Annotated in this window: 21 protein-coding genes; 14 read left to right on the plus strand and 7 right to left on the minus strand. The window is 64.2% G+C overall.

Translation table 11 applies throughout. From position 1 onward, the window contains the following. Positions 1-31 precede the first annotated feature (31 nt). The 4 genes from L0U80_RS06955 (at position 32) to L0U80_RS06970 (ending at position 5,057) form a co-directional block, all read left to right on the plus strand. On the plus strand, positions 32-1,666 hold the full coding sequence (locus L0U80_RS06955) for an ABC transporter ATP-binding protein (RefSeq protein ID WP_233863231.1): 1,635 nt from the start codon (positions 32-34) through the stop codon (positions 1,664-1,666). Between the two features lie 180 nt (positions 1,667-1,846). Beyond that, a complete protein-coding gene (locus L0U80_RS06960; RefSeq protein ID WP_233863232.1) occupies positions 1,847-2,953 on the plus strand; it encodes an ABC transporter permease in 1,107 nt (368 codons plus the stop codon). 16 nt (positions 2,954-2,969) lie between these two features. Next, positions 2,970-3,899, plus strand: a complete 930-nt coding sequence (locus tag L0U80_RS06965; RefSeq protein ID WP_233863233.1) for an ABC transporter permease — start codon at positions 2,970-2,972, stop codon at positions 3,897-3,899. 69 nt (positions 3,900-3,968) lie between these two features. Next, a complete protein-coding gene (locus L0U80_RS06970; protein WP_233863234.1) occupies positions 3,969-5,057 on the plus strand; it encodes a BMP family ABC transporter substrate-binding protein in 1,089 nt (362 codons plus the stop codon). Positions 5,058-5,226: 169 nt separating this feature from the next. On the opposite strand, the gene L0U80_RS06975 is transcribed toward L0U80_RS06970, so the two are convergent. After that, on the minus strand, positions 5,227-5,436 hold the full coding sequence (locus tag L0U80_RS06975) for a dodecin (RefSeq protein WP_233863235.1): 210 nt from the start codon (positions 5,434-5,436) through the stop codon (positions 5,227-5,229). A gap of 168 nt (positions 5,437-5,604) precedes the next feature. On the opposite strand from L0U80_RS06975, the gene L0U80_RS06980 reads away from it, so the two are divergent. The 5 genes from L0U80_RS06980 (at position 5,605) to L0U80_RS07000 (ending at position 12,046) form a co-directional block, all read left to right on the plus strand. Next, the gene (locus L0U80_RS06980) at positions 5,605-6,510 is read left to right on the plus strand and encodes an NAD(P)-dependent oxidoreductase (RefSeq protein ID WP_233863236.1); all 906 of its coding nucleotides are present in this window, start codon (positions 5,605-5,607) and stop codon (positions 6,508-6,510) included. A gap of 224 nt (positions 6,511-6,734) precedes the next feature. Continuing rightward, positions 6,735-8,327, plus strand: a complete 1,593-nt coding sequence (locus L0U80_RS06985) for an ABC-F family ATPase (RefSeq protein ID WP_233863237.1) — start codon at positions 6,735-6,737, stop codon at positions 8,325-8,327. 177 nt (positions 8,328-8,504) lie between these two features. Then, on the plus strand, positions 8,505-9,938 hold the full coding sequence (locus L0U80_RS06990; RefSeq protein WP_233863238.1) for an aldehyde dehydrogenase family protein: 1,434 nt from the start codon (positions 8,505-8,507) through the stop codon (positions 9,936-9,938). A 167-nt stretch (positions 9,939-10,105) separates the two neighbouring features. Then, complete coding sequence (locus L0U80_RS06995; RefSeq protein WP_233863239.1) at positions 10,106-11,296, plus strand: NAD(P)H-dependent flavin oxidoreductase; 1,191 nt, start codon at positions 10,106-10,108, stop codon at positions 11,294-11,296. A gap of 84 nt (positions 11,297-11,380) precedes the next feature. After that, complete coding sequence (locus L0U80_RS07000; protein ID WP_233863240.1) at positions 11,381-12,046, plus strand: OmpW/AlkL family protein; 666 nt, start codon at positions 11,381-11,383, stop codon at positions 12,044-12,046. A gap of 65 nt (positions 12,047-12,111) precedes the next feature. Here the strand turns inward: L0U80_RS07000 and L0U80_RS07005 are convergent, their stop codons facing one another. After that, positions 12,112-12,315, minus strand: coding sequence for a DUF1289 domain-containing protein (locus L0U80_RS07005; protein WP_233863241.1), 204 nt, complete (start codon positions 12,313-12,315; stop codon positions 12,112-12,114). 566 nt (positions 12,316-12,881) lie between these two features. Between L0U80_RS07005 and L0U80_RS07010 the strand changes: the two genes are divergently transcribed. The 4 genes from L0U80_RS07010 (at position 12,882) to L0U80_RS07025 (ending at position 16,992) form a co-directional block, all read left to right on the plus strand. Continuing rightward, positions 12,882-13,982, plus strand: coding sequence for a polyamine ABC transporter substrate-binding protein (locus L0U80_RS07010; protein WP_233863242.1), 1,101 nt, complete (start codon positions 12,882-12,884; stop codon positions 13,980-13,982). Positions 13,983-14,087: 105 nt separating this feature from the next. Continuing rightward, positions 14,088-15,248, plus strand: a complete 1,161-nt coding sequence (locus tag L0U80_RS07015; protein WP_267954671.1) for an ABC transporter ATP-binding protein — start codon at positions 14,088-14,090, stop codon at positions 15,246-15,248. Next, entirely contained in the window at positions 15,245-16,177 is a 933-nt protein-coding gene (locus L0U80_RS07020) for an ABC transporter permease subunit (RefSeq protein WP_233863243.1), read from the plus strand. Before L0U80_RS07015 ends, L0U80_RS07020 begins: the two co-directional genes overlap by 4 nt. Then, positions 16,174-16,992: an ABC transporter permease subunit gene (locus tag L0U80_RS07025; protein WP_233863244.1), complete on the plus strand. Its 819-nt coding sequence runs from the start codon at positions 16,174-16,176 to the stop codon at positions 16,990-16,992. The genes L0U80_RS07020 and L0U80_RS07025 overlap by 4 nt, the downstream gene beginning before the upstream one ends. A gap of 79 nt (positions 16,993-17,071) precedes the next feature. On the opposite strand, the gene L0U80_RS07030 is transcribed toward L0U80_RS07025, so the two are convergent. Continuing rightward, complete coding sequence (locus tag L0U80_RS07030; protein WP_233863245.1) at positions 17,072-18,496, minus strand: methyl-accepting chemotaxis protein; 1,425 nt, start codon at positions 18,494-18,496, stop codon at positions 17,072-17,074. Positions 18,497-18,972: 476 nt separating this feature from the next. Here L0U80_RS07030 and L0U80_RS07035 point away from each other — a divergent pair, with 476 nt between their 5' ends. Further along, positions 18,973-19,752, plus strand: a complete 780-nt coding sequence (locus L0U80_RS07035) for a class I SAM-dependent methyltransferase (RefSeq protein WP_233863246.1) — start codon at positions 18,973-18,975, stop codon at positions 19,750-19,752. Here L0U80_RS07035 and L0U80_RS07040 read toward each other — a convergent pair. From L0U80_RS07040 to L0U80_RS07055, 4 genes are all read right to left on the minus strand, one after another. Then, the gene (locus tag L0U80_RS07040; RefSeq protein ID WP_233863247.1) at positions 19,749-21,230 is read right to left on the minus strand and encodes a flavin-containing monooxygenase; all 1,482 of its coding nucleotides are present in this window, start codon (positions 21,228-21,230) and stop codon (positions 19,749-19,751) included. The genes L0U80_RS07035 and L0U80_RS07040 overlap by 4 nt on opposite strands. 115 nt (positions 21,231-21,345) lie before the next feature. After that, entirely contained in the window at positions 21,346-22,497 is a 1,152-nt protein-coding gene (locus L0U80_RS07045; protein WP_233865738.1) for a tetratricopeptide repeat protein, read from the minus strand. 96 nt (positions 22,498-22,593) lie between these two features. After that, positions 22,594-23,274, minus strand: coding sequence for a PspA/IM30 family protein (locus tag L0U80_RS07050; protein WP_233863248.1), 681 nt, complete (start codon positions 23,272-23,274; stop codon positions 22,594-22,596). Between the two features lie 281 nt (positions 23,275-23,555). Then, a complete protein-coding gene (locus tag L0U80_RS07055; RefSeq protein WP_233863249.1) occupies positions 23,556-24,206 on the minus strand; it encodes a hypothetical protein in 651 nt (216 codons plus the stop codon). Positions 24,207-24,262 lie beyond the last annotated feature (56 nt).

Here is a 24,262-nt window from a genome sequence, read left to right on the forward strand (position 1 = left end):
AATAGCAATAACGTACTACGTCGGAACCTTCATGGGCGATTCTTCTTCACGTCAGGCAGCGGGCACCGCATCGGAACAGGGTGCGGGCGGCGCCGCGCCTCGCCTTGCGCTCTCCGGCATCACGAAGCAGTATCCGGCGGTGCGCGCGAACGACGACGTCACGCTGTCGGTTGCGCCTGGCGAGATCCACGCGCTGCTCGGGGAGAACGGGGCGGGCAAGAGCACGCTCATGAAGATCGTCTACGGCGCGGTGCGACCCGACGCGGGCGAGATTCGCTGGGAAGGGCAGGTCGTCGATATCGCGAGCCCGGCCGCCGCTCGCAAGCTCGGCATCGGCATGGTGTTCCAGCACTTTTCGCTCTTCGAGACGCTCACGGTGGGCGAGAACATCGCGCTCGCGCTCGACGAGCCGTTCGACCTCAAGGCCCTCGGCAAGCGTATCAGCGAGGTGTCGGCGCAATACGGACTCGACGTCGATCCGCAGCGCCACGTGCACAGTCTCACGGTGGGCGAGCGTCAGCGCGTGGAAATCGTGCGCTGCCTGTTGCAGAATCCGCGTCTGCTCATCATGGACGAGCCGACCTCGGTGCTTACACCGCAGGCCGTGCGCAAGCTTTTCGACACGCTGCGGCGGCTCGCCTCGGAAGGCTGCAGCATCCTTTACATCAGCCACAAGCTGGACGAAATCCAGGAACTCTGCGATACGGCTACGGTGCTGCGCGGCGGCAAGGTGACCGGCAACGTGATTCCGCGCGAGGAAACCCATGCGTCGCTCGCGCGGCTGATGGTGGGCCGGGAATTGCCCGACTACACGCGCCGCCCGCACACACCGGGCGACGTGCTGCTCGACGTGAAGCACCTTTCGGTGCCGAGCGAGGATCCGTTCGGCACGACGCTCACCGATGTCACGTTCGGCGTCCACGCGGGCGAGATATTCGGCATCGCGGGCGTATCGGGCAACGGTCAGGCGGAGCTGCTCGCCGCGCTCTCGGGCGAGGCCCACACGGGCCGCCACATCCCGGCCGACACCGTGACGATCTGCGGCAAGCCAGCCGCGCGGCTCGCAGCGGGCGCGCGGCGGCGCCTCGGCTTCGCGTTCGTGCCCGAGGAGCGGCTTGGGCGCGGCGCGGTGCCTGCGATGTCGCTCTCGGAAAACGCATTGCTGACCGCGCACCGCGAGGGCATGGTGCGCTCGGGCTGGCTCAGGATGGGCGCCATGCGTGCGTTCGCCGAGCGCTGCATCGGCGCATTCGATGTGCGCTGCGGCGGCCCCGATGCGCTCGCCCAGAGCCTGTCGGGCGGAAATCTGCAGAAGTTCATCGTCGGGCGCGAGATTCTGCAGGCGCCGAAGGTGCTCGTGGTCGCGCAGCCGACATGGGGTGTCGATGTCGGCGCTTCGGCGTTCATTCGCCAGCAATTGCTCGATCTTTCGGCGCGCGGCGTGGCGATCCTCGTGATCTCCGAGGAACTCGACGAGCTGTTCGACATCTGCGACCGGATCGCCGTGCTCGCGGGCGGGCGGCTCTCACCCGCGCGGCTCACCGGCGAAACCAACGCCGAGGAAATCGGGCGCTGGATGGCGGGCCTGTTCGGCGAGCGCGCGGGGGGCGGTGAACCACCCGCCGAGTCCGCGGCGCCAGGAGCTGGGCCCGCGGCACATGTCTGACGCCTGGGGAACCTGGCGCTGCTGTGGTTGTGCGCATGGCCGCCGGATCTGGCGCCTGCACGACTCGCCGCCAGGCCCAGGCAGTCACGCAGAGCCAGTCCGTAGCCCGGCTTGAAACCCCGCGGCCACAACCCCGAATACCGAAATCCGACAACCGGACCGACCACAGACCAGACCACCATGATTTTTCCGTTTCGACTCGAAGCCCGCACGGCGCCGTCCCGCACGGTGCGCATTGCCGTGCCACTGATCGCCGCGCTTCTCACGCTGGCGATCGGCTTCCTGATCTTTGGCGTCGTCGGACGCGACCCCGTGCAGGCGATGCACGCGTTCTTCATCGAGCCGCTTTCGACAGTCAACGGCTGGTCGGAACTCTTGCTCAAGGCGTCACCACTGTGCTTGATCGCGCTCGGACTCGCGGCGGGCTACCGCGCGAACATCTGGAACATCGGCGCAGAAGGGCAGATGGTTCTCGGCGGCATCGCGGCGAGCGCGGTTGCGATCTACTTCGACCAGTCGAGCGGCTGGTGGATCCTGTTCCTCATGATGATCGCGGGCGTCCTCGGCGGCATGGCCTGGGCGGCCATTCCAGCGTGGCTCAAGAGCCGCTTCAACACCAACGAGATTCTCACCAGTCTGATGCTCACCTATGTCGCGACACAGTTACTGACGTGGCTCGTGAGCGGCCCGATGCGTGATCCGCAAGGCATGAACTTCCCGCTCTCCGAGATGTTCAGCGGCGACGCACTCTATCCGACCTTCGGTGGCGACTGGCGTATCCACTGGCTGCGCGGCACGCGCCTGAACGCGTCGATCTTCCTCACGCTCGCGGCGATTCCGCTCGTGTGGCTCTTCATGCGCCGCAGCTTCGCGGGCTACCGCCTGAGCGTGGGCGGGCTGGCGCCGCTCGCCGCGCGCTACGCGGGTTTCTCGGAGAAACGGACGATCTGGACGTCGCTCCTGCTCTCAGGCGGCCTTGCCGGCCTCGCGGGGATGGGCGAGATCGCGGGCCCGATCGGACAGTTGCAGGCGACGTGGTCGCCGGGCTATGGCTTTACGGCGATCATCGTCGCGTTCGTCGGGCGGCTGCATCCGTTCGGCATCGTGCTCGCGAGTCTCCTGATGGCGCTGCTTTACCTCGGCGGCGAAAACGTGCAGACCTCGCTGCAATTGCCGCAGGCGCTTTCCGGTGTGTTTCAGGGCCTCCTCCTGTTCTGCCTGCTCGGCGCCGATCTTTTCGTGAATTACCGCGTGCGCCGCCGTCAACCGGTCGCGGCTGGCCACTGACTTCAAGCTAAACCACATGGATATCCAGCAAGCCAGTTCGCTCGCATCGAGCGCCGTCACGGCCGCTATCCCGCTTATGTTTGCGGGCGTCGGTGAACTCGTCACCGAAAAGTCCGGGGTGCTCAACCTCGGCGTCGAAGGGATGATGTTGATGGGCGCTGTCACCGGCTACGCCGCCACGATCGTCACCGGCAATCCGTGGCTCGGCCTCGTCGCGGCCATCGCGGCGGGCATGGCGATGGCGCTGCTCTTCGGCTTCCTCACGCTCACGATGCTCGCCAACCAGGTGGCCACGGGGCTGTCGCTCACGATCTTCGGCGTCGGCCTTTCGGCGTATGTCGGCAAGCCGTTCACGTCGGCGGCCACCGCGGCAACCATCGCGGCCTGGCCGATTCCGGGGCTCTCGCATCTGCCCGTGCTCGGGCCGGCGCTCTTTAGCAATACACCGATCGACTATCTCGCGTTCCTGATGTTCGCCGTGGTCGGCTGGTTCCTCTACCGCACGCGCGCCGGGCTCGTGCTGCGCTCGGTCGGTGAATCGCCGCAGGTCGCGCATTCGGTGGGCTTTCCCGTGATCGGTGTGCGCTACGGCGCGACGCTCTTCGGCGGCGCGATGGCGGGACTCGCCGGTGGCTACTATTCGGTTGTCCAGTTGCACCTGTGGCAGGAGCAGGTCACCGCGGGCCGCGGCTGGATTGCGCTTGCGCTCGTCGTTTTCGCCACCTGGCGGCCGGGACGTCTGTTGATCGGCGCGCTACTGTTTGGCGCCGTCACGGGTCTGCAGTTTTACGCGCAGGCCGTGGGCGTGGCTGTTCCGCCGCAGTTCCTCGCGATGCTGCCGTATGTCGCCACGATCGTCGTGCTGGCCGTGATTTCGCGCAACCCGACCACGATTCGACTGAACGCGCCGGCCTCGCTAGGCAAGCCGTTTCTGGGGGCCGCCTAGAGCCAGATTCAGAAGTCAGATGAAACGCCGTAGAAAGACTGCAGTATTCCCATCCACGACAGGAGATCCATGTTGAAAAAAACCATCCTGACCGCCTTCACCGTCGCCGCAACGTTCGGCGCGGTGGCGCTCGCACCGTCGGCACAGGCTGCCGATCCGGCAGGCGTCGCGTTCGTCTACCTCGCCAATCCGGGCGATGCCGGCTGGACTTTCGCCCACGATCAAGGGTCGCGGGCCGCCGAAGCGAAATTTGGCAACCGGATCAAGATCACGCGCGTCGAGAACGTCCCTGAATCGGCCGACTCGGAACGTGTATTCCGCGATCTCGCGAACAAGGGCAACAAGATCATCTTCGCGACGAGCTTCGGCTACCAGGATTTCGCGCTGAAGGTGGCAAAGGATTTCCCGGACACCGTGTTCCTGCACGCGACGGGCTACAAGAAGGCGCCGAACTTCGGCACCTATGACGTGCGCATGTACCAGGGCGCGTACCTCGCGGGCGTCGCGGCGGGCTACGCGACGAAGACGAACACGCTCGGCTTCGTGGCATCGGTGCCGATTCCCGAGGTGGTCCGCAACATCAACGCCTACACGCTCGGCGCGCGTTCGGTGAATCCGAAGGTTCACACGAAGGTCATCTGGATCAACAGCTGGTTCGATCCGGGCAAGGAAAAGCAGGCCGCGGAAACGCTGATCGGTCAGGGCGCCGACGTGCTGATCCAGAACACCGACTCGAGCGCGACGCTCGCGACGGCCGAAGCGAAGAAGGTCCACGCGTTCGGCTGGGATTCGAACATGCAGAAGTTCGGCCCGCACGCGCATCTCGGCTCTGTTGAGGCGAACTGGGGCGTGTACTACACCGCCGTGATCCAGCAGGTCCTCGATGGCAAGTGGAAGAATGATCCGGTGTGGTGGGGCATCCCGCAGAAGGCGGTCGATCTCGGCGACGTGAACGCGTCCGCGCTGCCCGCCGACGCCGTGAAGGCCGTCGCCGCGAAGCGCGAGTCGATCGCGAGCGGCAAGTGGGACGTTTTCACGGGTCCGATCAAGGACCAGACGGGCGCTGTGAAGGTGCCGGAAGGCAAGTCGCTGACCGACCCGGAACTGCAGCGTCTTAACTGGTACGTCGAGGGCGTCGACGGCGCTCTGCCGAAGTAAGCACGCCAGGCGCCGAGGCGCGCGCCGCTTCTCGCGGCGGCGTCGGGCGGCGCTCAGCACCCTCAGTACCCGCAGTACCAAGTGCGCGGCCGCGCGTAGCCTTCGGGCTCGCGTGGCCGTTTTGTTTTTGAGGACGATCCGCTGCCGTTCGGGACGTGCGGGAGCCGCTTCAATCGTCGATGCGCAGCCCGACCTTGATCGTCACCTGCCAGCGCGTGATCTTGTCGTCTTCGACGAGGCCGCGCGTTTCGGTCACCTCGAACCAGTGCAGATGTCGCAGTGTCTTCGCCGCCCGGGATATTGCGCAACGGATGGCGTCGTCGCTTGATTCGGTCGACGAGCCGGTGAGTTCGATCTGCTTGTAGACGTGATCGTTCATGATGGCGTCTCCTCATGGTCCACGGTGCATCAATCGAGTATAGGCAATCGCGGCCCGGTATCATGTCGCTCCGCGCCGCTCACGGGGCGGCGAATGAACGACGCAGCTTTGTATGGGATGGGACTAAGCGCTAAAGCGCTAAGTCCCATCGACAGGAGACGCCAAACGATGGACACGCAGGAACTGGGATTTTGCGGACCCGGGCTCATGGGCGGGCCGATGATCCGTCATCTGCTTCGCGTCGGCCACGCCGTGCGCGTGTGGAACCGCACCCCCGAAAAAGCCGAAGCGCTCGTCGCCGATGGGGCGCGCGTCGCTGCGACGCCGCGCGAACTGGCGCTGAACGCCGACGTGGTGCTGCTGTGCGTCGCCGACGCGGTAGCGGTGGAAGCGGTCGTGTTCGGCGCGAATGGGCTGCTCGACGAGCATACCGATCGGGCCGCTCGTCCGCGCATGCGACTGATCGTCGATCATTCGAGCATCCCGCCCGACGTCACGCGTGCGCTTGCCGCACGGGCTGCGGCACTGGGCGTCGGCTGGATCGATGCGCCGGTCTCGGGCGGCGTGGGCGGTGCGCAGGCGGGCACGCTCGCGATCATGGCGGGGGGCGTCGACGCTCACGTCGCATCGGTTGCGCCGATTCTCGCCGCGTATGCCTCGCGCGTCACGCATATGGGTGCGGTGGGTGCGGGCCAGACGACCAAGCTGTGCAACCAGGCGATCGTCACGGCGACGGTGGCCGCAATTGCAGAGGCCGTAAGCCTCGCGCGGCGCAGCGGCATCGACGCCCCGAAGCTGCCGGAGGCGCTCGCAGGGGGCTGGGCCGACTCGACGCTCCTGCGCACGTTCGTGCCCCGGATGACGCAGGATGGCCTCGATCCGATCGGCGCGCTGAAGACGTTTCAGAAGGACGTCGACACGGTCGCCGCCGCCGCACAGCAAACCGGCACGCCGATGCCGGTCTCGGGCACGGTCCAGCAGTTGCTGCGCCTCGGCGCGGCGATGGGGCTGGCACAGGCGGATCTTTCGGGGTTCATTGACGTGTTGCAGACGCCACGTAGCATGCCGCAGTGACGGCTTTGCATCCTCGTGGCGATGTGCAGCGGGGCTGCGATCTTGCCCCTTTATGAACCCGCGATTGTTCGGGTTGTTCGGGTCGCTCGTCCGGGCCGAGCGTGCTGCGGCAGGGGGGCGTCCGGTCCCCGCACAGGCTTCCGGACCACATAGCACTCCCCCGCGAAGTGACATAACCTGATAAAATTGCAGGTTTTTCTTCGATCTACTTTCAGGGACGCGCTGTGCTCTCTACCGCCAACATCACCATGCAATTCGGGCCGAAGCCCTTGTTCGAGAACATCTCGGTCAAATTCGGCGAAGGCAACCGCTATGGCCTGATCGGCGCGAACGGTTGCGGCAAGTCCACCTTCATGAAGATCCTCGGTGGCGACCTCGAGCAGAGCTCGGGCAACGTCGTGCTGGAGCCGAACGTGCGTCTGGGCAAGCTGCGCCAGGACCAGTTCGCGTATGAAGACGTGCGCGTGCTGGACGTCGTCATGATGGGCCACACGGAAATGTGGGCCGCGATGACCGAGCGTGACGCGATCTACGCGAACCCGGACGCCACTGACGACGACTACATGCACGCCGCCGAACTGGAAGCGAAGTTCGCCGAATACGACGGCTACACGGCCGAAGCGCGTGCGGGCGAGCTGCTGCTTGGCATCGGCATCGGCACGGAATTCCACAATGGTCCGATGAGCGCCGTGGCGCCGGGCTGGAAGCTGCGCGTGCTGCTCGCGCAGGCCCTGTTCTCGAAGCCGGACGTGCTGCTGCTCGACGAGCCGACGAACAACCTCGACATCAACTCGATCCGCTGGCTGGAAGATGTTCTGAACGAGTACAACTCGACGATGATCATCATTTCACACGATCGACACTTCCTGAACCAGGTCTGCACGCACATGGCGGACATGGACTACGGCACGCTGAAGGTTTATCCGGGCAACTACGACGACTACATGCTCGCGTCCACCCAGGCGCGCGAGCGCCAGGCCGCCGCGAACGCGAAGGCCAAGGAGCGTGTGGCCGACCTGCAGGACTTCGTGCGCCGCTTCTCGGCGAACAAGTCGAAGGCGCGCCAGGCCACGAGCCGTCTGAAGATGATCGACAAGATCAAGATCGAGGAATTCAAGCCCTCGTCGCGCCAGAACCCGTTCATCCGCTTCGAGTTCGAGAAGAAGCTGCATAACGTCGCCGTGGTCGCGGATGAGATCACGAAGCAGTACGATCGCCGGATTTTCAGCAAATTCAGTATCAGCGTGCAGCCGGGCGAGCGCATTGCAATCATCGGCGAGAACGGTGCGGGCAAGACCACGCTGCTGCGCTCGCTGCTCGGCAAGCTGACGCTCGACGGCGGCTCAGTGAAGTGGGCCGAGCACGCGAACATCGGTTACATGCCGCAGGACACGTACGAAGAGTTCCCGAACGACGTCACGCTGATGGAGTGGATCGACCAGTACCGTCAGGAAGGCGACGACGAGCAGTCGGTGCGCGGTACGCTCGGCCGTCTGCTGTTCAATGCGGACGATATCCGGAAGTCGGTGAAGGTGCTGTCGGGCGGCGAGAAGGGCCGCATGATCTGGGGCAAGCTGATGCTCGGCCGCCACAACGTGCTGCTCATGGACGAGCCGACCAACCACATGGACATGGAATCGATCGAGTCGCTGCAGATTGCGCTGGAGAAGTTCGACGGCACGCTGATCTTCGTGTCGCACGACCGCGAGTTCGTGAATGGTCTCGCCAACCGGATCATCGAAGTGAAGACCGACGGCAAGATCAACGACTACAGCGGCAATTACGAGGACTTCCTGGCGAGCCAGGGGCTGCAGTGAGCCTCGGCTGAAGGATAGGGTCGATGCCTGACGGGCGACGCGAAAGCGTCGCCCGTTTTGTTTTGCGGGTCAGACTGGTTGGCGTAGCCTTCCGTTTGCGTCAACCACGCTAGAATGCGCGATCACCGCGAATGAACCGCGAGCCATACCGAGCAACACGGAGACAGGAGTACCCGCATGAAACACTACGAGCAACTCTACATCGGCGGCCAGTGGGTCGCGCCTGCCGGCAAGGGCACGATCGACGTCATCGACTCGGGCACCGAGGCCGTGATGGGGCGCATACCAGAGGGCATCGAGGCCGACGCTGAAGCGGCTGTCGCAGCCGCGCGCGCGGCCTTCGACGCCTGGGCTTCGACACCCGCCGCCGAACGGGGCGCCTACCTGCAGAAGATCGCCCAGAACCTCAAGGCACGCACCGACGAACTCGCTGAAATAATCGCAGGCGAAGTCGGCATGCCGCTCAAGCTCGCGCGCGCGATCCAGGTGGGCAGCCCCGTTTACAACTGGAGCCTGTACGCGAAGCTCGCGAGCGAATTCCAGTACGAGGAGCGCCTTGGCAACTCGCTGGTGGTGCGCGAGCCGGTGGGTGTCGTCGCGGCGATCACGCCCTGGAACTATCCGCTCAATCAGATCACGCTGAAGGTCGCCGCGGCGCTCGCGGCGGGCTGCACGGTGGTCCTCAAGCCGTCCGAGGTCGCGCCGCTCAACGCGTTCGTGCTCGCCGAGGCCATCCATGAAGCGGGCCTGCCTGCGGGCGTGTTCAATCTCGTGACGGGCTTCGGGCCGGTGGTCGGTGAACTGATCGCGCGTCATCCGGAAGTCGACATGGTTTCGTTCACCGGGTCGACGCGCGCGGGCAAGCGCGTTTCGGAGGTTGCATCCGCAACGGTCAAGCGCGTGGCGCTCGAACTGGGCGGCAAGTCGGCGTCCGTGATCCTCGACGACGCCGATTTTCCGGCAGCCGTGAAGGGCACCGTGAGCGCGTGCTTCCTGAATTCAGGCCAGACCTGCGTGGCACACACGCGCATGATCGTGCCGGAGTCGCGCTACGAAGAGGCGCGTGCACTCGCCAAAGAAGCCGCGGAAGGCTTCACGGTGGGCGATCCGCGTGAGGAGAAGGTCAAGCTCGGGCCGCTCGCGTCGGCGGTGCAGCAGGCGCGGGTGCTGGAGTACATCGAGCGCGGTATCGCCGATGGTGCCGAACTCGTCACGGGCGGCCCGGGCCTGCCTGCGGGCGTGACGAAGGGATTCTTCGTGAAGCCGACCGTGTTCGGCCGCGTGCCGCGCGACGCCGCGATTGCACAGGAGGAAATCTTTGGCCCGGTGCTCACGATTCTCACGGCGAAGGACGAGGACGATGCCGTGGCGATCGCAAACGACTCGCTCTACGGGCTAGGCGGCGCGGTCTGGGCGGCCAGCGACGAACGTGCGATGCGCGTGGCGCGTCGAATTCGAACGGGTCAGATCGACATTAACGGCGGCACGTGGAACATGGTCGCGCCGTTTGGCGGCTACAAGCAGTCGGGTCACGGCCGCGAGAACGGAAAATACGGTCTGGAAGAGTATCTGGTGTACAAGTCGATGCAGTTGAAAGCCCCTAAAATCTGACCGCAAGGGGCTTTCGCAGCTATGCAAATATTTTTGTGCGACGTGTTGGTCTAAGTCATACGCGCGGACGTCTTCGTCGATGTCCGCGCATTTGTTTGATTTAAAACAAGATCATATGTTGGTGACGCGCGACCATTGTCATTTTGATACAGATAGCGCGGGTCACCATGTTTCCTACTCATTCGTTTGCGCCTCTCCAGATTCGAGGCCGCCGTCTCCTGCCCGTCGTACAGGGCGGCATGGGCGTCGGCATTTCGGCGCACCGCCTCGCGGGCAGCGTTGCCCGTGAAGGCGCCGTCGGCACCATCGCGAGTATCGACCTGCGTCACCACCACGCCGATCTGATCGACCTCTGCCGTGCGGACCCGTCCCATGAAACACTCGCCGGCGCGAATTTGACGGCGCTCGCGCGCGAGATCGCAGCGGCCCGCAAGCTCAGCGGCGGCAACGGCATGATCGCCGTCAACGTGATGAAGGCGGTCAGCGCCCATGCAGACTATGTGCGCGCCGCCTGCGAAAACGGCGCCGACGCGATCGTGATGGGTGCGGGCCTGCCGCTCGACCTGCCGGACCTCACGCAGGGCGTCGATATCGCGCTAATCCCCATTTTGTCGGACTCGCGCGGCGTTGCGCTCATTCTCAAGAAGTGGATGAAGAAAGGCCGTCTGCCGGACGCCATCGTGATCGAGCACCCGGCCCACGCGGGTGGCCACCTGGGTGTCACCGACATCGAAGACATGGGCAATGAACGCTTCGCGTTCGATCGTATCCTCAAGGAACTCGAAGACGTTTACGTCCAGTTGGGCATCACGCGCAAGGACGTGCCGTTGATCGTCGGTGGCGGTGTCAACAGCCACGAGGCCGTGCGCAAGTGGCTCGAAGCGGGCGCGGACGGCGTGCAGGTCGGCACGCCTTTCGCCGTAACGGAAGAGGGCGATGCGCATCCCGACTTCAAGCGCGTGCTCGCGGACGCGAAGCCCGAAGACATCGTCGAGTTCGTGAGCGTGACGGGCTTGCCCGCGCGCGCAGTCAAGACGCCCTGGCTCGAACGCTATCTGCGCAACGAAGCGCGCGTGCGCGCAAAGATCGGCTCGCTCAAGCTTGCTTGTCCCACTGGACTGGAATGCCTTTCGGTGTGCGGTTTGCGCGACGGCATCGAAAAATTCGGTCACTTCTGCATTGATACGCGGCTTGCCGCTGCGCTGCGCGGTGACGTGCAGAACGGGCTCTTCTTCCGCGGCCGCGAATCGTTGCCTTTTGGCAACGCGATCCGCAGCGTGCGCGACCTTCTGGAGCTGCTTCTGACCGGTGTAGCGCGACCCGCAGTCGCATGCAGGGCGGCCTTTGCTCTGACTTGACGGTTCGCAAGGTTGCAAAGAGGTCTGCCCCTGACAATTGACAATGTCTTACAGACAAGACAATACCAACGGGGCAAACCTTAAATGAAACAGCAACTGAAGTCTGTCGCGGCTGCCGCCGCAATCGTTCTTGGCGCCGCTTTCGCAGCAGCTCCCGCCAGTGCAGCCGATGCGTCCACCACGGACACATCGGGCACCGGCATCCATGCCGGTGACATCCTCGTGCGTCTGCGGGCGATCGCCATCATGCCGCAGTCCAGCACGAGTTCGGGCAGCACGCTCAACGCAATCAACGCGCAAGCCAACAACGCCATCGTTCCGGAACTGGACTTCACGTACATGTTCACGAACAGCATCGGCGCGGAGTTGATCCTCGGTACGTCGCGCAATCAGGTCACATCGAACATCGGCCCGCTCGGCGGTGTCGGCGTGCTGCCGCCTACGCTGCTGCTGCAGTACCACTTCAATCACGCGGGCAAGGTGCGCCCGTACGTCGGCGCTGGTATCAACTACACGATTTTCTACAACAACGGCCTGCATGCGCTCGGTCAGCCGGTTTCGATCGATAACCACAGCTTCGGTCCGGCACTGCAGATGGGTATCGACGTTGATGTCACCAAGAACGTGTTCATCAACGCGGACATCAAGAAAATCTGGATGCGCACGGGCGCTTCGCTCGGCGGTACGTCGCTCGGCACGCTTTACATCGATCCGCTGGTTGTTGGTGTCGGTGTCGGTATGCGGTTCTGAGGCACTCACGCTTTAAAAAAGCGCCGGTTTCCCCGGCGCTTTTTTCTTTTGGGCGTGTCGGCGGATCAGGCGCTGCGTTTCTGAAAGCGCATTGCCGTGCCTTCCCGCTCGATACGGACCCAAACTGCGCGCTTTTCCTCGTCGGTCATGAAGACCCAGTTGGAGACTTCCAGCGCGGTGCGGCCGCAGCCTTTGCAGATGTCGTCGAAAAGCGTCGAACAGACGCCTATGCACGGGCTGTCGGGGAGGTCGTGGAGATTGGATGCCATCGGAAAGGAGTCTCGGGTGGAGGGTCGGGCGCTGCGGCACGGCCGTCCACGGATAAAATCCCCGCTATGTTAGCCGATGCCAGCGCGGGACCGGCCGATTTATGGGACCCTGGATCGGGCGGGGCGTTTGACGGCCCGCTGGGTGCGCTGCGTTCGCACGCGCGTTCAGATATTACGGGTTGGCGGTCGCCGACATCCCGTTCAAGCGTGGGGGCGTGCGGATAGCCGCTGCAGATCGCCCCACCGCCAGGCGTCCGGACGACGTGCCGTGAAATACCCGGTAACACTCGCCGATGCACGGCCGGCCCACGCCAGGCCGGGCGTCGCACGAAAACAGCACGTGCGTTTTTTTGGTGGACACGCGCGCAGAACCGGCTAAAATTGCGCGCGATTTACCTACGGAACGGGCGCAGGCCCAGGTCTGTCCTGTCTGCGCGACGGACCAGCGGTTTTTTGTCGTCCAGCAATATTGATGGTAGGTTGCGTAAATCAGAGGGGGGCCGCGCCAGGCGCGGCATGATGCGAGGCAGACGGCCGCTACGGACTGGCCGGGATTGGAGAACGGAATGAAAAAACAGGTGGTGGCTCGACTGGCCGCGCTGGTGCTCTGTGCGGCGCCGTGGGTGTCGTCAGTGGCGAAGGACACGCAACTGAACGTGTACAACTGGTCCGATTACATCGCTCCGGACACGATTCCGAACTTCACCAGGCAGACGGGCGTCAAGGTCAAGTACGACAACTACGACAGCGACGACACGCTGCAAGCCAAGCTGCTCGCAGGCAATTCGGGCTACGACATCGTCGTGCCGACCAGCAACTACGCGGGCAAGCAGATTGCCGCCGGCATTTTCGCGCCGCTCGACAAGTCGAAGATCCCCAATCTGAAGTACCTCGATCCGCAGCTGATGGCGCTCGTCGCCGGGGCGGATCCGGGTAACAAGTTCGCGGTGCCCTGGGCGTACGGCACGACCGGGCTCGCGTTCAACGTGACGAAGGTCCAGTCGATCCTCGGCAAGGACGTGCCGCTCGACAACTGGGACATCCTGTTCAAGCCCGAGTACATCTCGAAGCTGAAGACGTGCGGCGTGTCGGTCCTCGACGCGCCTGACCAGATGTTCGCAGCCGCGCTGCATTACATGGGCAAGGATCCGATGTCGACGAACCCGGCCGACTATAAGGCCGCGCTCGAGATGATGAAGAAGATCCGTCCGTACATCACGCAGTTCAACTCGTCGGGCTACATCAACGATCTGGTCGGTGGGGACATCTGCTTTGCGTTCGGTTGGTCGGGCGACGTCGTGATCGCCAAGCACCGTGCGATCGAGGCGAAGAAGCCGTACAAGATCGAGTACTACATCCCGAAGGGCGGCGCGCCGATCTGGTTCGATGTGATGGTGATTCCGAAGGACGCCCAGCACGTCGAGGCCGCGCACGAGTGGATCAACTACATCGAAACGCCGCAGGTTCACGCCGCGATTACGAACGCCGTCTTCTATCCGAGCGCGAATGCGGAAGCACGCAAGTACGTGAAAAAGGACATTGCGGACGACCCGGCTGTCTATCCGCCGCCTGAGGTCCTGAAGACGCTGTTCCTGCTCAAGCCGCTGCCGCCTGAGATCCAGCGTCTGCAGACCCGCCTGTGGACCGAGTTCAAGTCGGGCCGCTAAGAAGAGGCACCGACGCGTTACCCCGAGCCCCCGGCAGACCGCCGGGGGCTTTGTTCGTCAATACCCGTCCAGCGCAATTCAGCACAAGGCAGGGCAGAGAGAATCATGAGTGACCAGTCGAGCGCACCGGCCGCGGCCGGCGTGCTGCCTTCGGGCGCATCCACCGCAGGGACCGCTGCGGACAATTTCGTGCAGGTCGTCGACGTCGTGAAGAAGTTCGGCGAGACGACTGCCGTGAATAACGTCAATCTCTCGGTCAGGAAGGGCGAGCTGTTCGCGCTGCTCGGCAGTTCGGGCTGCGGGAAGTCCACGCTGCTGCGCATGCTCGCAGGCCTCGAGTCGATCACGTCGGGCAAGATCCTGATCGATGGTGAGGACCTCGCCACGCTGCCGCCGTATCGCCGGCCGGTTAACATGATGTTCCAGTCTTACGCGCTTTTTCCGCACATGACGGTTGAGTCGAACGTCGGGTTCGGGCTGCGGCAGGAAGGCGTGAAGAAGGGCGAACTGCAGGACCGCGTCGCGGCGGCGCTCGAACTCGTGCAGATGTCGCGGTTCGCGAAGCGCAAGCCGCACCAGCTTTCAGGCGGCCAGCAGCAGCGCGTCGCGCTTGCGCGCTCGCTCGTGAAGCGCCCGAAGCTGCTGCTGCTCGACGAGCCGATGTCCGCGCTCGACAAGCAGATCCGGCAGCGCACGCAGATCGAACTCGTCAACATCCTCGAGACGGTCGGCGTCACGTGCATCATGGTCACGCACGACCAGGAAGAGGCGATGACGATGGCCGGGCGTCTCGCCGTGATGAGCGAAGGCGAGATCGTTCAGCTCGGCAGCCCGAACCAGGTCTACGAGTACCCGAACAGCCGCTTTTCCGCGGAATTCATCGGCTCGACGAATCTGTTTGACGGCAACGTGGTCGAGGATGAGCCCGATCACGTCTACGTCGAATCGCCGGAATTGTCGGTGCGCCTGTATGTGAACCACGGCATCACGGGCCCGCTCGGCATGCCCGTGACGATCTCGGTCCGCCCCGAGCGCATCGCGCTCACGCGCAAGCCGCCCGAGGGGACCTACAACTGGGGCCATGGCGTCGTCATGAACGTCGCGTACATGGGCGGCTACTCGCTCTATCACGTCAAGCTCGATTCCGGTAAGACCGTGGTCGCGAACGTGTCGAGCCTTGCGATCTCCGAGATCGAATCGCCCGCCTATGGCGACGAAGTCTACGTTCGCTGGAGCGCGTCTGCCGGTGTGGTGCTGACGTCATGAGCGCGACGCTGAAGAAAATAGCGAACTGGCCGGTCAAGCGCTTTAACCTGACCGGCAGCACGGCTGTCGTGGCAGGGCCGTTCTTCTGGCTGTTGCTGTTTTTCCTCGTGCCCTTCATCCTGGTCGTCAAGATCAGCTTCGCGGATCAGCAACTCGGCATTCCGCCGTACACGCGACTCGTGTCGTACGTCGACGGCGTCCTGCATATCGCACTCGATCTGTCGCACTACGCGTTCCTGTTCCAGGACAGCCTTTACTTCGCGACGTACGTGAATTCGGTGGTCGTGGCCGGGATTTCCACGCTCCTGTGCCTGCTGATCGGCTATCCGATGGCGTACTACATCGCGCGCTCGACGCCGGGTACGCGCAACGTCCTCATGATGGCGGTGATGCTCCCGTTCTGGACGTCGTTCCTGATTCGCGTGTACGCGTGGATCGGCATCCTGAAGAACAACGGACTACTGAACAATTTCCTGATGTCGATCGGGATGATCCACACGCCGCTCGAGCTGTATCACACGAATACGGCTGTCTACATCGGCATGGTGTATTCGTACCTGCCGTTTCTCGTGATGCCGCTCTATGCGCACCTCGTGAAGATGGATCTGACGTTGCTCGAAGCCGCCTACGATCTCGGCGCGAAACCGTGGCGGGCGTTCGTCGAGATCACGCTGCCGCTTTCGAAGAACGGTGTCATAGCGGGTTGCCTGCTGGTGTTCATTCCGGCGGTGGGCGAGTACGTGATTCCTGAGCTGCTCGGCGGTGCGAACACGCTGATGATCGGCCGCGTCATGTGGAACGAGTTCTTCGACAACGCCGACTGGCCGATGGCCTCCGCGGTGACGTGCGCGATGGTGCTGCTGCTGCTCGTGCCGATGGCGCTGTTCCAGCACTATCAGGCGAAGGAACTGGAGGGCCGCGGACGATGAAACCCAATCGTGTTCTGCAGTTCATCGCGCTCGGTCTCGGCTTCGCGTTTCTTTATATCCCCATCGTCAGTCTGATCGTCTATTCGTTCAACGAGTCGAAGCTCGTGACGGTGTGGACGGGCTTTTCGACGCGCTGGTACCAGGCGCTCCTGACCGACGACGAACTCATCACTGCCGCGTGGCTGTCGCTGCGTATTGGTTTGCTGACGGCGTTCGCGTCGGTTGTGATCGGGACGTGGGCCGGGTTCGTGCTCGCGCGTATGGGTCGCTTTCGCGGCTTCACGCTCTACACGGGCATGATCAACGCGCCGCTCGTGATTCCTGAGGTCATTCAGGGCATCTCGCTGCTGCTGCTTTTCGTGGAGATGGGCAAGCTGTTCGGATGGCCCGCCGGGCGCGGTGTGTTCACGATCTGGATCGGCCACGTGATGCTCTGTATCTCGTACGTCGCGATCATCGTGCAGTCGCGCGTGCGCGAACTGAACCCGTCGCTCGAAGAAGCCGCGCTCGACCTGGGCGCAACGCCGTTCAAGGTTTTCTTCACGATCACGCTGCCGCTCATCTCGCAGGCGCTCGCAGCCGGCTGGCTGCTGTCGTTCACGCTCTCCATCGACGACCTCGTGCTTTCCGCGTTCCTTTCGGGGCCGGGCTCGACGACATTGCCGCTTGTCGTGTTCTCGCGCGTGCGTCTGGGGCTGAACCCGGAGATGAACGCGCTCGCGACGCTCTTCATCCTCGTCGTAACGATCGGCGTTGTGCTCGGCAACTACTTCATGCAGCGCGCCGAGCGCAAGCGAATGGAAATGGCTGTCTGAACGAAACGACGACCTCAATACGCAAAACGGCGCGCGGGCAGTTCTGACCGCGCGCCGTTTTTCATGGTGTGAAGCGTCGTTACGGGGCAAGCCGGTAGCCCATGCGGAAGCCGCCCCAGTGCCGCCCGTTCACCATGATCGGCGCCGAAGCATCCTTCATCATCACGAAGTTGCCACCCCCCATGTCGCGCCGATAGGTCTGCAACAGGAACGGCTTCGTGTGCGAGCCCGCGGCGCGGCCGGCACGGTCGTTGAAGATGCGGTGATTCCGGCAGTTCGCGGCATTCCATACGGGATCGTCGCGCTGCGGCTGCGAGAACTTGCGATTGTGCGTCGGGATATAACCGCGCGGATCGATCGCGACGCAGAACGCCACGCGCGGATCGAAGGTGAGGAGCGGCTCAAGGATCGGGGGCAGCACGCGATCGGTGAACGCCGTGAAGCGCGTGATGTGCTGCTGCGGATTCGTGTGGGGCTCCGGCACATAGACGCTGTCGAAGAGGTCCGCGTCGCTGATGTCGCCGCGCGCGAGCGCCGTCTCGAACAGCTTGCTGACTTGCGCCGCCGCGCGCTGCACGGCGTCAACGAAGCGCGTGTCCTCGGTTTCGACGCCGGTGGCTGCGCTCAGCTCGATCAGCGTTTCGGAGACGTCGAGGAGCCGCCCGAGCTGATCCTTCGCCTGTGCGAAATTGCGGCTCGAATCCTCGACGCCGTTCGCCATTTCCGCCACCTGCGTTTCGAGCCCGTCGCATTTCGCTTCGATTTCACCGGTCAACTGCGCGATCTGGCCGGCGTGCTCGTCGAGCTGCGTAATGGCGTCGCCGGTGCTCTGCATGGCCGAGCCAATCGAGCGCGTGCCTTCGCGCACACGATGCGCCCGATCGGTGTTCGCGTTGCCTTCGACGATAAGCTGCTCGGTTTGCTGTGTCAGCTGCGCGAGCGTTTGTTCGATCTGGCCCGTGGCGAGGGCGGTTTTCGCCGAGAGGTTCTTCACCTCGGACGCCACGACCGCGAAGCTTTTTCCCGATTCGCCGGCGCGCGCGGCCTCGATGGCGGCGTTCAGCGCCAGCAACTGCGTTTGCCGCGCGATCAGCGAAATTTCCTCGGATACCTTCGAGACATGGGCGAGTGCGCTGCGCAGCGCGCCGATCTGGCTTGCGATAACGGTCACGCCTTCGACGAGCCCGTGGATATCCGCGAGCGAGTCGTCGATGGTCTGCTGTGAACTCTGCACCGTGGCCGCCGTCTCGCTGCTGACCTCGCGCATGGCGCGCGCCGCGGCCGCAATCTGATGATTTCCCGCAAGTGTGTGCGCTGCCGATTCGCGCAGCGCATGACAAACGCCGGCCTGATTCTGCACGCGCACGGCCACTTCGTCGACGTGACCGGACACGTCGCAGATTTCAATGCCAAGGCGGCCAGCCTGCGCGGCGATGTCGCCGATGATGGCAGCCGATTTGCCCGAGCGGCGGGGACCGCGCAGGCGCAAACGCGAAAGTGACATCCAGTGTCTCCTTGCCCGTAAGGGTCGATGGGCGGGAGCCCTGTCACTTATGCGAGTGACAGGCTCTCTGAACCCATTAACGGCGTGAAGCGCGGAAGACTTGAGCGTGCAAAGTGCCGCAGGGCTATGATCGTGGTCGCGGGCGAAAACGGGCCCGCTGTGGGAGCACGATGATCGAGGCAATGCTGTACGGGGGCGCCATCGGGGCGCTCTGGCAGCAACTCGTCCAGCTATGGGAGCTGATCGTGATGGTCCTTCGCTTCTTGTGGGGACTGCTGCGGCTTCTGGGCGGCGCTTGACGCCGCTGGCAGGGCGGTTGCGTGGTGCCGGCGCGATTGGACAGAAGCGCGGATAAACCCGAGGGTAAACGTGCGGAAAAATCCGCAGAGGAAAGAGCGGGAAATCCACGAGACGCGACCGGATTCGATTGACGTTGCACGCGTAAGCGCGCGTGCGACATCCTGGAAGGGCACACGATGATCCACGATTCCACCCGGCGTTTCACCGACCGGGTAGCCGACTACGTGAAGTACCGGCCGACCTATCCGCGCGAGCTGACGACATTCGTGCATGCCGAATGCGGCATCGCACCGGGCGCGCGCGTGGCCGATATTGGCGCGGGTACGGGCATTTCCACCAGGCTCTTTCTCGACGCGGGCCATCCTGCCGTGGCGGTCGAGCCGAACGCCGCGATGCGTGAAGCCGCAGACCAGATGCTTGGCGGCTACGAGCACTATCGCAGCGTTGCAGGCACGGCGGAGGCCACCACACTCGACGACGCAAGTGTCGATCTGGTGATAGCGGCACAGGCGTTCCACTGGTTCGACAAGGCGCTTGCACACCGCGAGTTCGCGCGCATCCTCAAGCCGCGCGGGCAAATCGTACTGTTCTGGAACAGCCGCCTCGTGGACGGCTCGCCGTTTCTCGCAGGCTACGAGGCGCTGCTGCGGCGCTTCAGCTCCGACTATGCGAGCGTTGCCGCGACGTATCCTGGCGACGCCCCCGGCGACACGTCGATGGCCGACTGGTTCGGCGACGGCTTCGAGCGCAAGACCGTTTTTCCCAACGCGCAGATGCTCGATTTCGACGGGTTGCAGGGGCGGTTGATGTCGTCGTCGTATGCGCCGAAGCCCGGCGATCCGCGCCACGAACCGATGCTGGACGCGCTACGCACGCTGTTCGATGAAACGCAGAAGGACGGCCTTGTGAATTTCGCCTACGAGACGCGTGTCTACGCAGGGCGGCCGCAGCGCTAGCGTCCGAACTCGTAGTCGCTCTCGCGCACCCGGCGCGTCCTGTGCCGGAACGCGAACGTGAAGCCCGGCCATAGCGCGGTGTTCTTGCCGTGTCGCGTCTGATACCAGCTATGGCAGCCCGATTGCCAGACCGTGTGGGCGAACGTGTGCTGCAGACGTTCATTGAACGCGCGCTGGACGGCGGGGCGCACGCTCATCGTGTGTGCGCCAGAGCGTTGCAGCACACGGATGCAGTCGGCGATATAGCGCACCTGCGACTCGATCATGAACACCATCGAGTTGTGCCCAAGCCCCGTGTTGGGGCCAGCGATCAGGAACAGATTCGGATAGCCCGCCACGCTCACGCCGAGAAAAGCCTCGGGCCCGTCGCGGCGCCACGTCTCGCCCAGGTCTGCGCCGCCTGCACCGGTCACGCGAAACGGCGCGTCGACGTCGTTCACCTGGAAGCCCGTGCCGCAGATGATCGCATCGAGCACGCGGTGCGTGCCGTCGGCTGTGACGATGCCATCGGCCACGACTTCGCGAATCGGATCGTTCACGAGCTCGGCGTTCGGTTGAGATATCGCCGGATAGTAGTCGGACGAGAGCAGCACGCGCTTGCACCCGAGCAGATAGTCCGGCGTGAGCTTTGCGCGCAGTGCGGGGTCTTTGATCTTGCGCCCGAGGTAATCACGCGCGAATTGCGTTGGCCGCTTGAGCAGCCGCAGATCGACGACGAAACCGAGCGCGCGCGATTCGTGCTGCCAGTATGCCGCCGCACGTGCGATGCGTTGCGCCAGCGGCACGCGCCGATAGAGCGCGCGCATGCGCTCGCTGATTGCATGGTCGCCGCGCGGCATGATCCATGGCGGGGTGCGCTGGAACACGGTCAGTTGTGCGACGCGCGGCTGGATGTGCGGCACGAACTGGATTGAGCTTGCACCCGTCCCGATCACGCCGACGCGCTTGCCGTCGAGCGCGTATCCATGGTCCCAGCGCGCCGAGTGAAAGAGCGCGCCGTCGAAGCGATCGAGACCGACCAGATCGGGCAGTGCAGGGCGCGAGAGTGGGCCGTTCGCAGCGATGAGCACATCGGCAATGATCTCGAGCGTGGTGCCGTCACGTTCGATTTCGATACGCCAGATGCGCTGCGTCTCGTCGAAACGTGCGGCGAGTACGCGCGAGCGGTACGAGATGAATCGCTCGACATCGTATTTGCGTGCGCAATGCCGCAAATAGTCCAGGATTTCGTGTTGTGGCGCGAATGCGCGTGTCCAGTGCGGATTGGGTTCGAACGAAAATGAATAGAGGTGCGAAGGAATATCGCAGGCGGCGCCCGGATAGGCGTTGTCGCGCCAGGTGCCTCCGAGGTCGGCAGCGGCCTCGTAGATCGCATACGATTCGATACCCATGCGTCGCAGGCGGATCGCCATGCCGATGCCTGCGAAGCCGCTGCCTACGATTGCGATGCGCGGCGTTTCGCCGGGTCGAAAAGCCATGAGCGGTTTCCCTTGGAACGGTTTCGCGATCGTTGCCGCGAGTCGATGAAAAACGGGCTCCGCGAAGGAGCCCGTTGTGCGGGTTATCGTCCTGTCTCGTGGACGCTTCAGGCGCTTACGAGTTGCCCCAGTCGTCGGAGCTGTCGTTGCTGCCGAGGTCGACGCCGCCGCCCGAACCATCGTTCCAGTCGTTGGAGCCCTGGCCGAAGTCGACGCCTCCGCCTTCGTTGCCGCGCGGCACGCGCCGGCCGTCTTCGTCGACACAGACGTCGCGTTCGACCACGCGGTCACGGCCGCGGCCGAGCGCTTCGCCGAGCAGCACGCCGGTCAGCAGTCCGCCCATACCGCCCATGCCGCCACCACCTTGCTGCACGATGACCTGCTGCGGTTGCTGTGGCGGATAGGGCGTCTGTGGCTGACGACCGAATGCGGCATCGGCTTCGCGCGAGTAGGCCGAATCACTGCCGTAAGCCGGGGCCGCGGCGGGCTGTGCATTCGGATCGGGGCGGCCTTCGGCTCGCGCCTTGAGGCTGGCGACCTGACGCTCCAGATCCTCGATCTCGTAAGGCGGCACGGGGTTCGCACTATTGGAAAGCGTCTCGACGAGGGTGCGCAACTGCGCTTCCAGACCTTCGACTTCCTTTTCGAGCGCCTCATGGCCCGGCGCGGTCGATAGCTTCACGTCGAGCTTGAGCGAGCGCACCGAGTTGAGCAGGTCGGTCGCGCGCTTGAGCTGATCGCGGCGGTCGTCCCCGGCTTTGGCGTCTTCATTCGATTTCGCACGGCGCAGCGTCCAGCGCAGCACGAGCGCAACGCCGAGCAACACGATCGCAATGCCAATCCAGGCGCCCATGCCCGGCCCGTGGCGCTGCGGCACCGAGACCGGCGCGACCTGCTGCGCAAACGGGTTATCGGCACGGTTCGTGGTTACGGCGCCGGCACGCCCTGCATTGGCGCGGATCATCGCTTCAACTTGGGCAAAGCGTTGCGGCGTCGTGAAGCTCAGTTGCGGATCGAGCGTTCTGGCCTGCTCGACCTGGGCCAGCGCGTCGCTGTACTGGCCTTCGCGATAGAGCACCTGCGCGTAGAGGTAGTGAGCATGCGCGTTGTTCGGGTGCGCCTGCAGGACCTCTACGAGGCCGGAATCGGCACGTTGCCAGTCGCCTTGCGACATGGCGGATTCGATCTGCTGCGCGGTGGGCACCGCGAACGCTGCGACGCTCACGAACGCAAGCGAGGCGAGGGCGGCGGCGAGATACTTTTTCATGTTGTAGCCGGGCGGCTTGACGCCCGTCTCCATGACAATCGGGTTGGGGAGGCGGCATGCATCGAGTGCCGCGCCGCCTCCAGACACGCCGGCGCGTTATTGCGCCGGCGTGTTCAACTGCTTCTTGAGCGCTTCGAGACGATCGTCCACGGACGGGCCCTTGTTCAGCGCGGCGAGCTTGTCGTCGAGCGCCTTGCCGCTCGACGTGTCGGCGCTATTCAGGCGTGCGTCGGAGCGCGCGTTCGACAGATCGACTTTGTCCTCGAGTTTCTGGAAATCGGCCGAGAGGTTTTTTCCGCCAATACCGCCGAGCGCCGTTGCCGCGACATCCTTCGCCTGCGCGATCTGCTGCTTCGCTTGCAGGATGTTCGAGCGTGCGTTGAGATCGTTGCGGCGCGAGCGCATGTCGTCGATCTGCTGCTTCAGCTGATCGACCGACGGTTCGAGCTTCGCGAGTTCCGCGGCGAGCGCATCGCGCTCGGCTTCGGCCGTGGACTGCGCACCGAGCGCCTCACGCGCGAGCGTTTCATCACCCGACTGCAACGCGCGCTTTGCGCCTTCTTCGTATTTCTTCGCCTTGTCGGCGGCTACATCGCGCTTGCTTTGCTGGGTCGCGACCTGCGCCTGGATCTCGACGAGTGCGTTCTCCGCTTTCCCGATGCTGTCGTCGAGTTCGCGCACGATCTGGCGGGCGTCGCGCGACGGGTCCTGCACCGAATCGGCGGCGTCGTTCAGCAGGCCCTTGAGCGTGCGCGAGATGGAGTCAAAAAGCGACATGAATTTCTCCGTGAATTGAAATCGGCCGCGATGCGCGGATCGCCTCGTGCGGCGTCGTGCCCGCTATCGGCAGCTTACGCCGCCTTGCACGAGTCGCGCATGCGCCGCGAAATTGGGGACGCGGCCCGTCGATTGCAAGAGCGCATTCGATCGTACGCTGAATGGTCCGGCGAGCCACGATGTGCAGCCCGGTTGCCATCGATCGCGGATATTACACCACGCGCCCTCTTAAAAGGGACTTAAAGGAACGGCTGCCTGGATGGCGACGCGAGCGTGCCCCTTCACGCAAATTTGCCGTCTTCGGGAGCGCCGCCGAACTCATCCTGGTACGCGTCCGTATCGCGGCGCGAGCGTCTGGCCCGGGTGATGGGCGCAACGCTGGGCGACCGGAAGCGTTCGTCGTCGGCAGCATGAGCCGCATCGGACTGCGCGGTATCGGGGGGCGGCGTTGGGGTGTTCGCCCGTGCGGTCGCCTGGGTGATTTCATGTGCGGTGCTGCTGACGTCGTGCCCAGTGACTACGGCCGAAGGAAGCGTCGAGGCTTGCGTTTGCGCGGGTGCCGTTGCGGCGTGGCGGGCTGCCGTCGCTTCGATCACTGTTGCCTTGCCTTGTGTCTGGATCGGAGCATCCGCAGGACTGGCTTCCGCGCGGGGAGCCACGGCTACGGCGGGCCGCAACGGACTCGAGCGCCGCTCGCGCAATGGCTTGGCCGCTTTGCGCAGTACCTGCGCCAGCGCATCGGGTTCGCGCGGTGCGTTCAGGCGGTCGACAATGCTCGCGGCTTTCACCTGGTCACTCGTCGCGCCGAACGCGAGCACGGCGCGGCGCATCAGCTCGCTGATGCTGATGCCGAGTTCGTCGGCCGTGGCCGATATCGCCCGCTTCTGCCCGGGCGTGACGAAGACGACGATGCGTTCGCTAGGCTTGTTCATGATCGGCTGTCAGGTCGGCCCGGGGTCCCGTAACGGCACGGCTCGATTGCATCGGG

Source organism: Paraburkholderia adhaesiva, from assembly GCF_021390575.1.
Classification (GTDB): Bacteria; Pseudomonadota; Gammaproteobacteria; order Burkholderiales; family Burkholderiaceae; genus Paraburkholderia; species Paraburkholderia adhaesiva.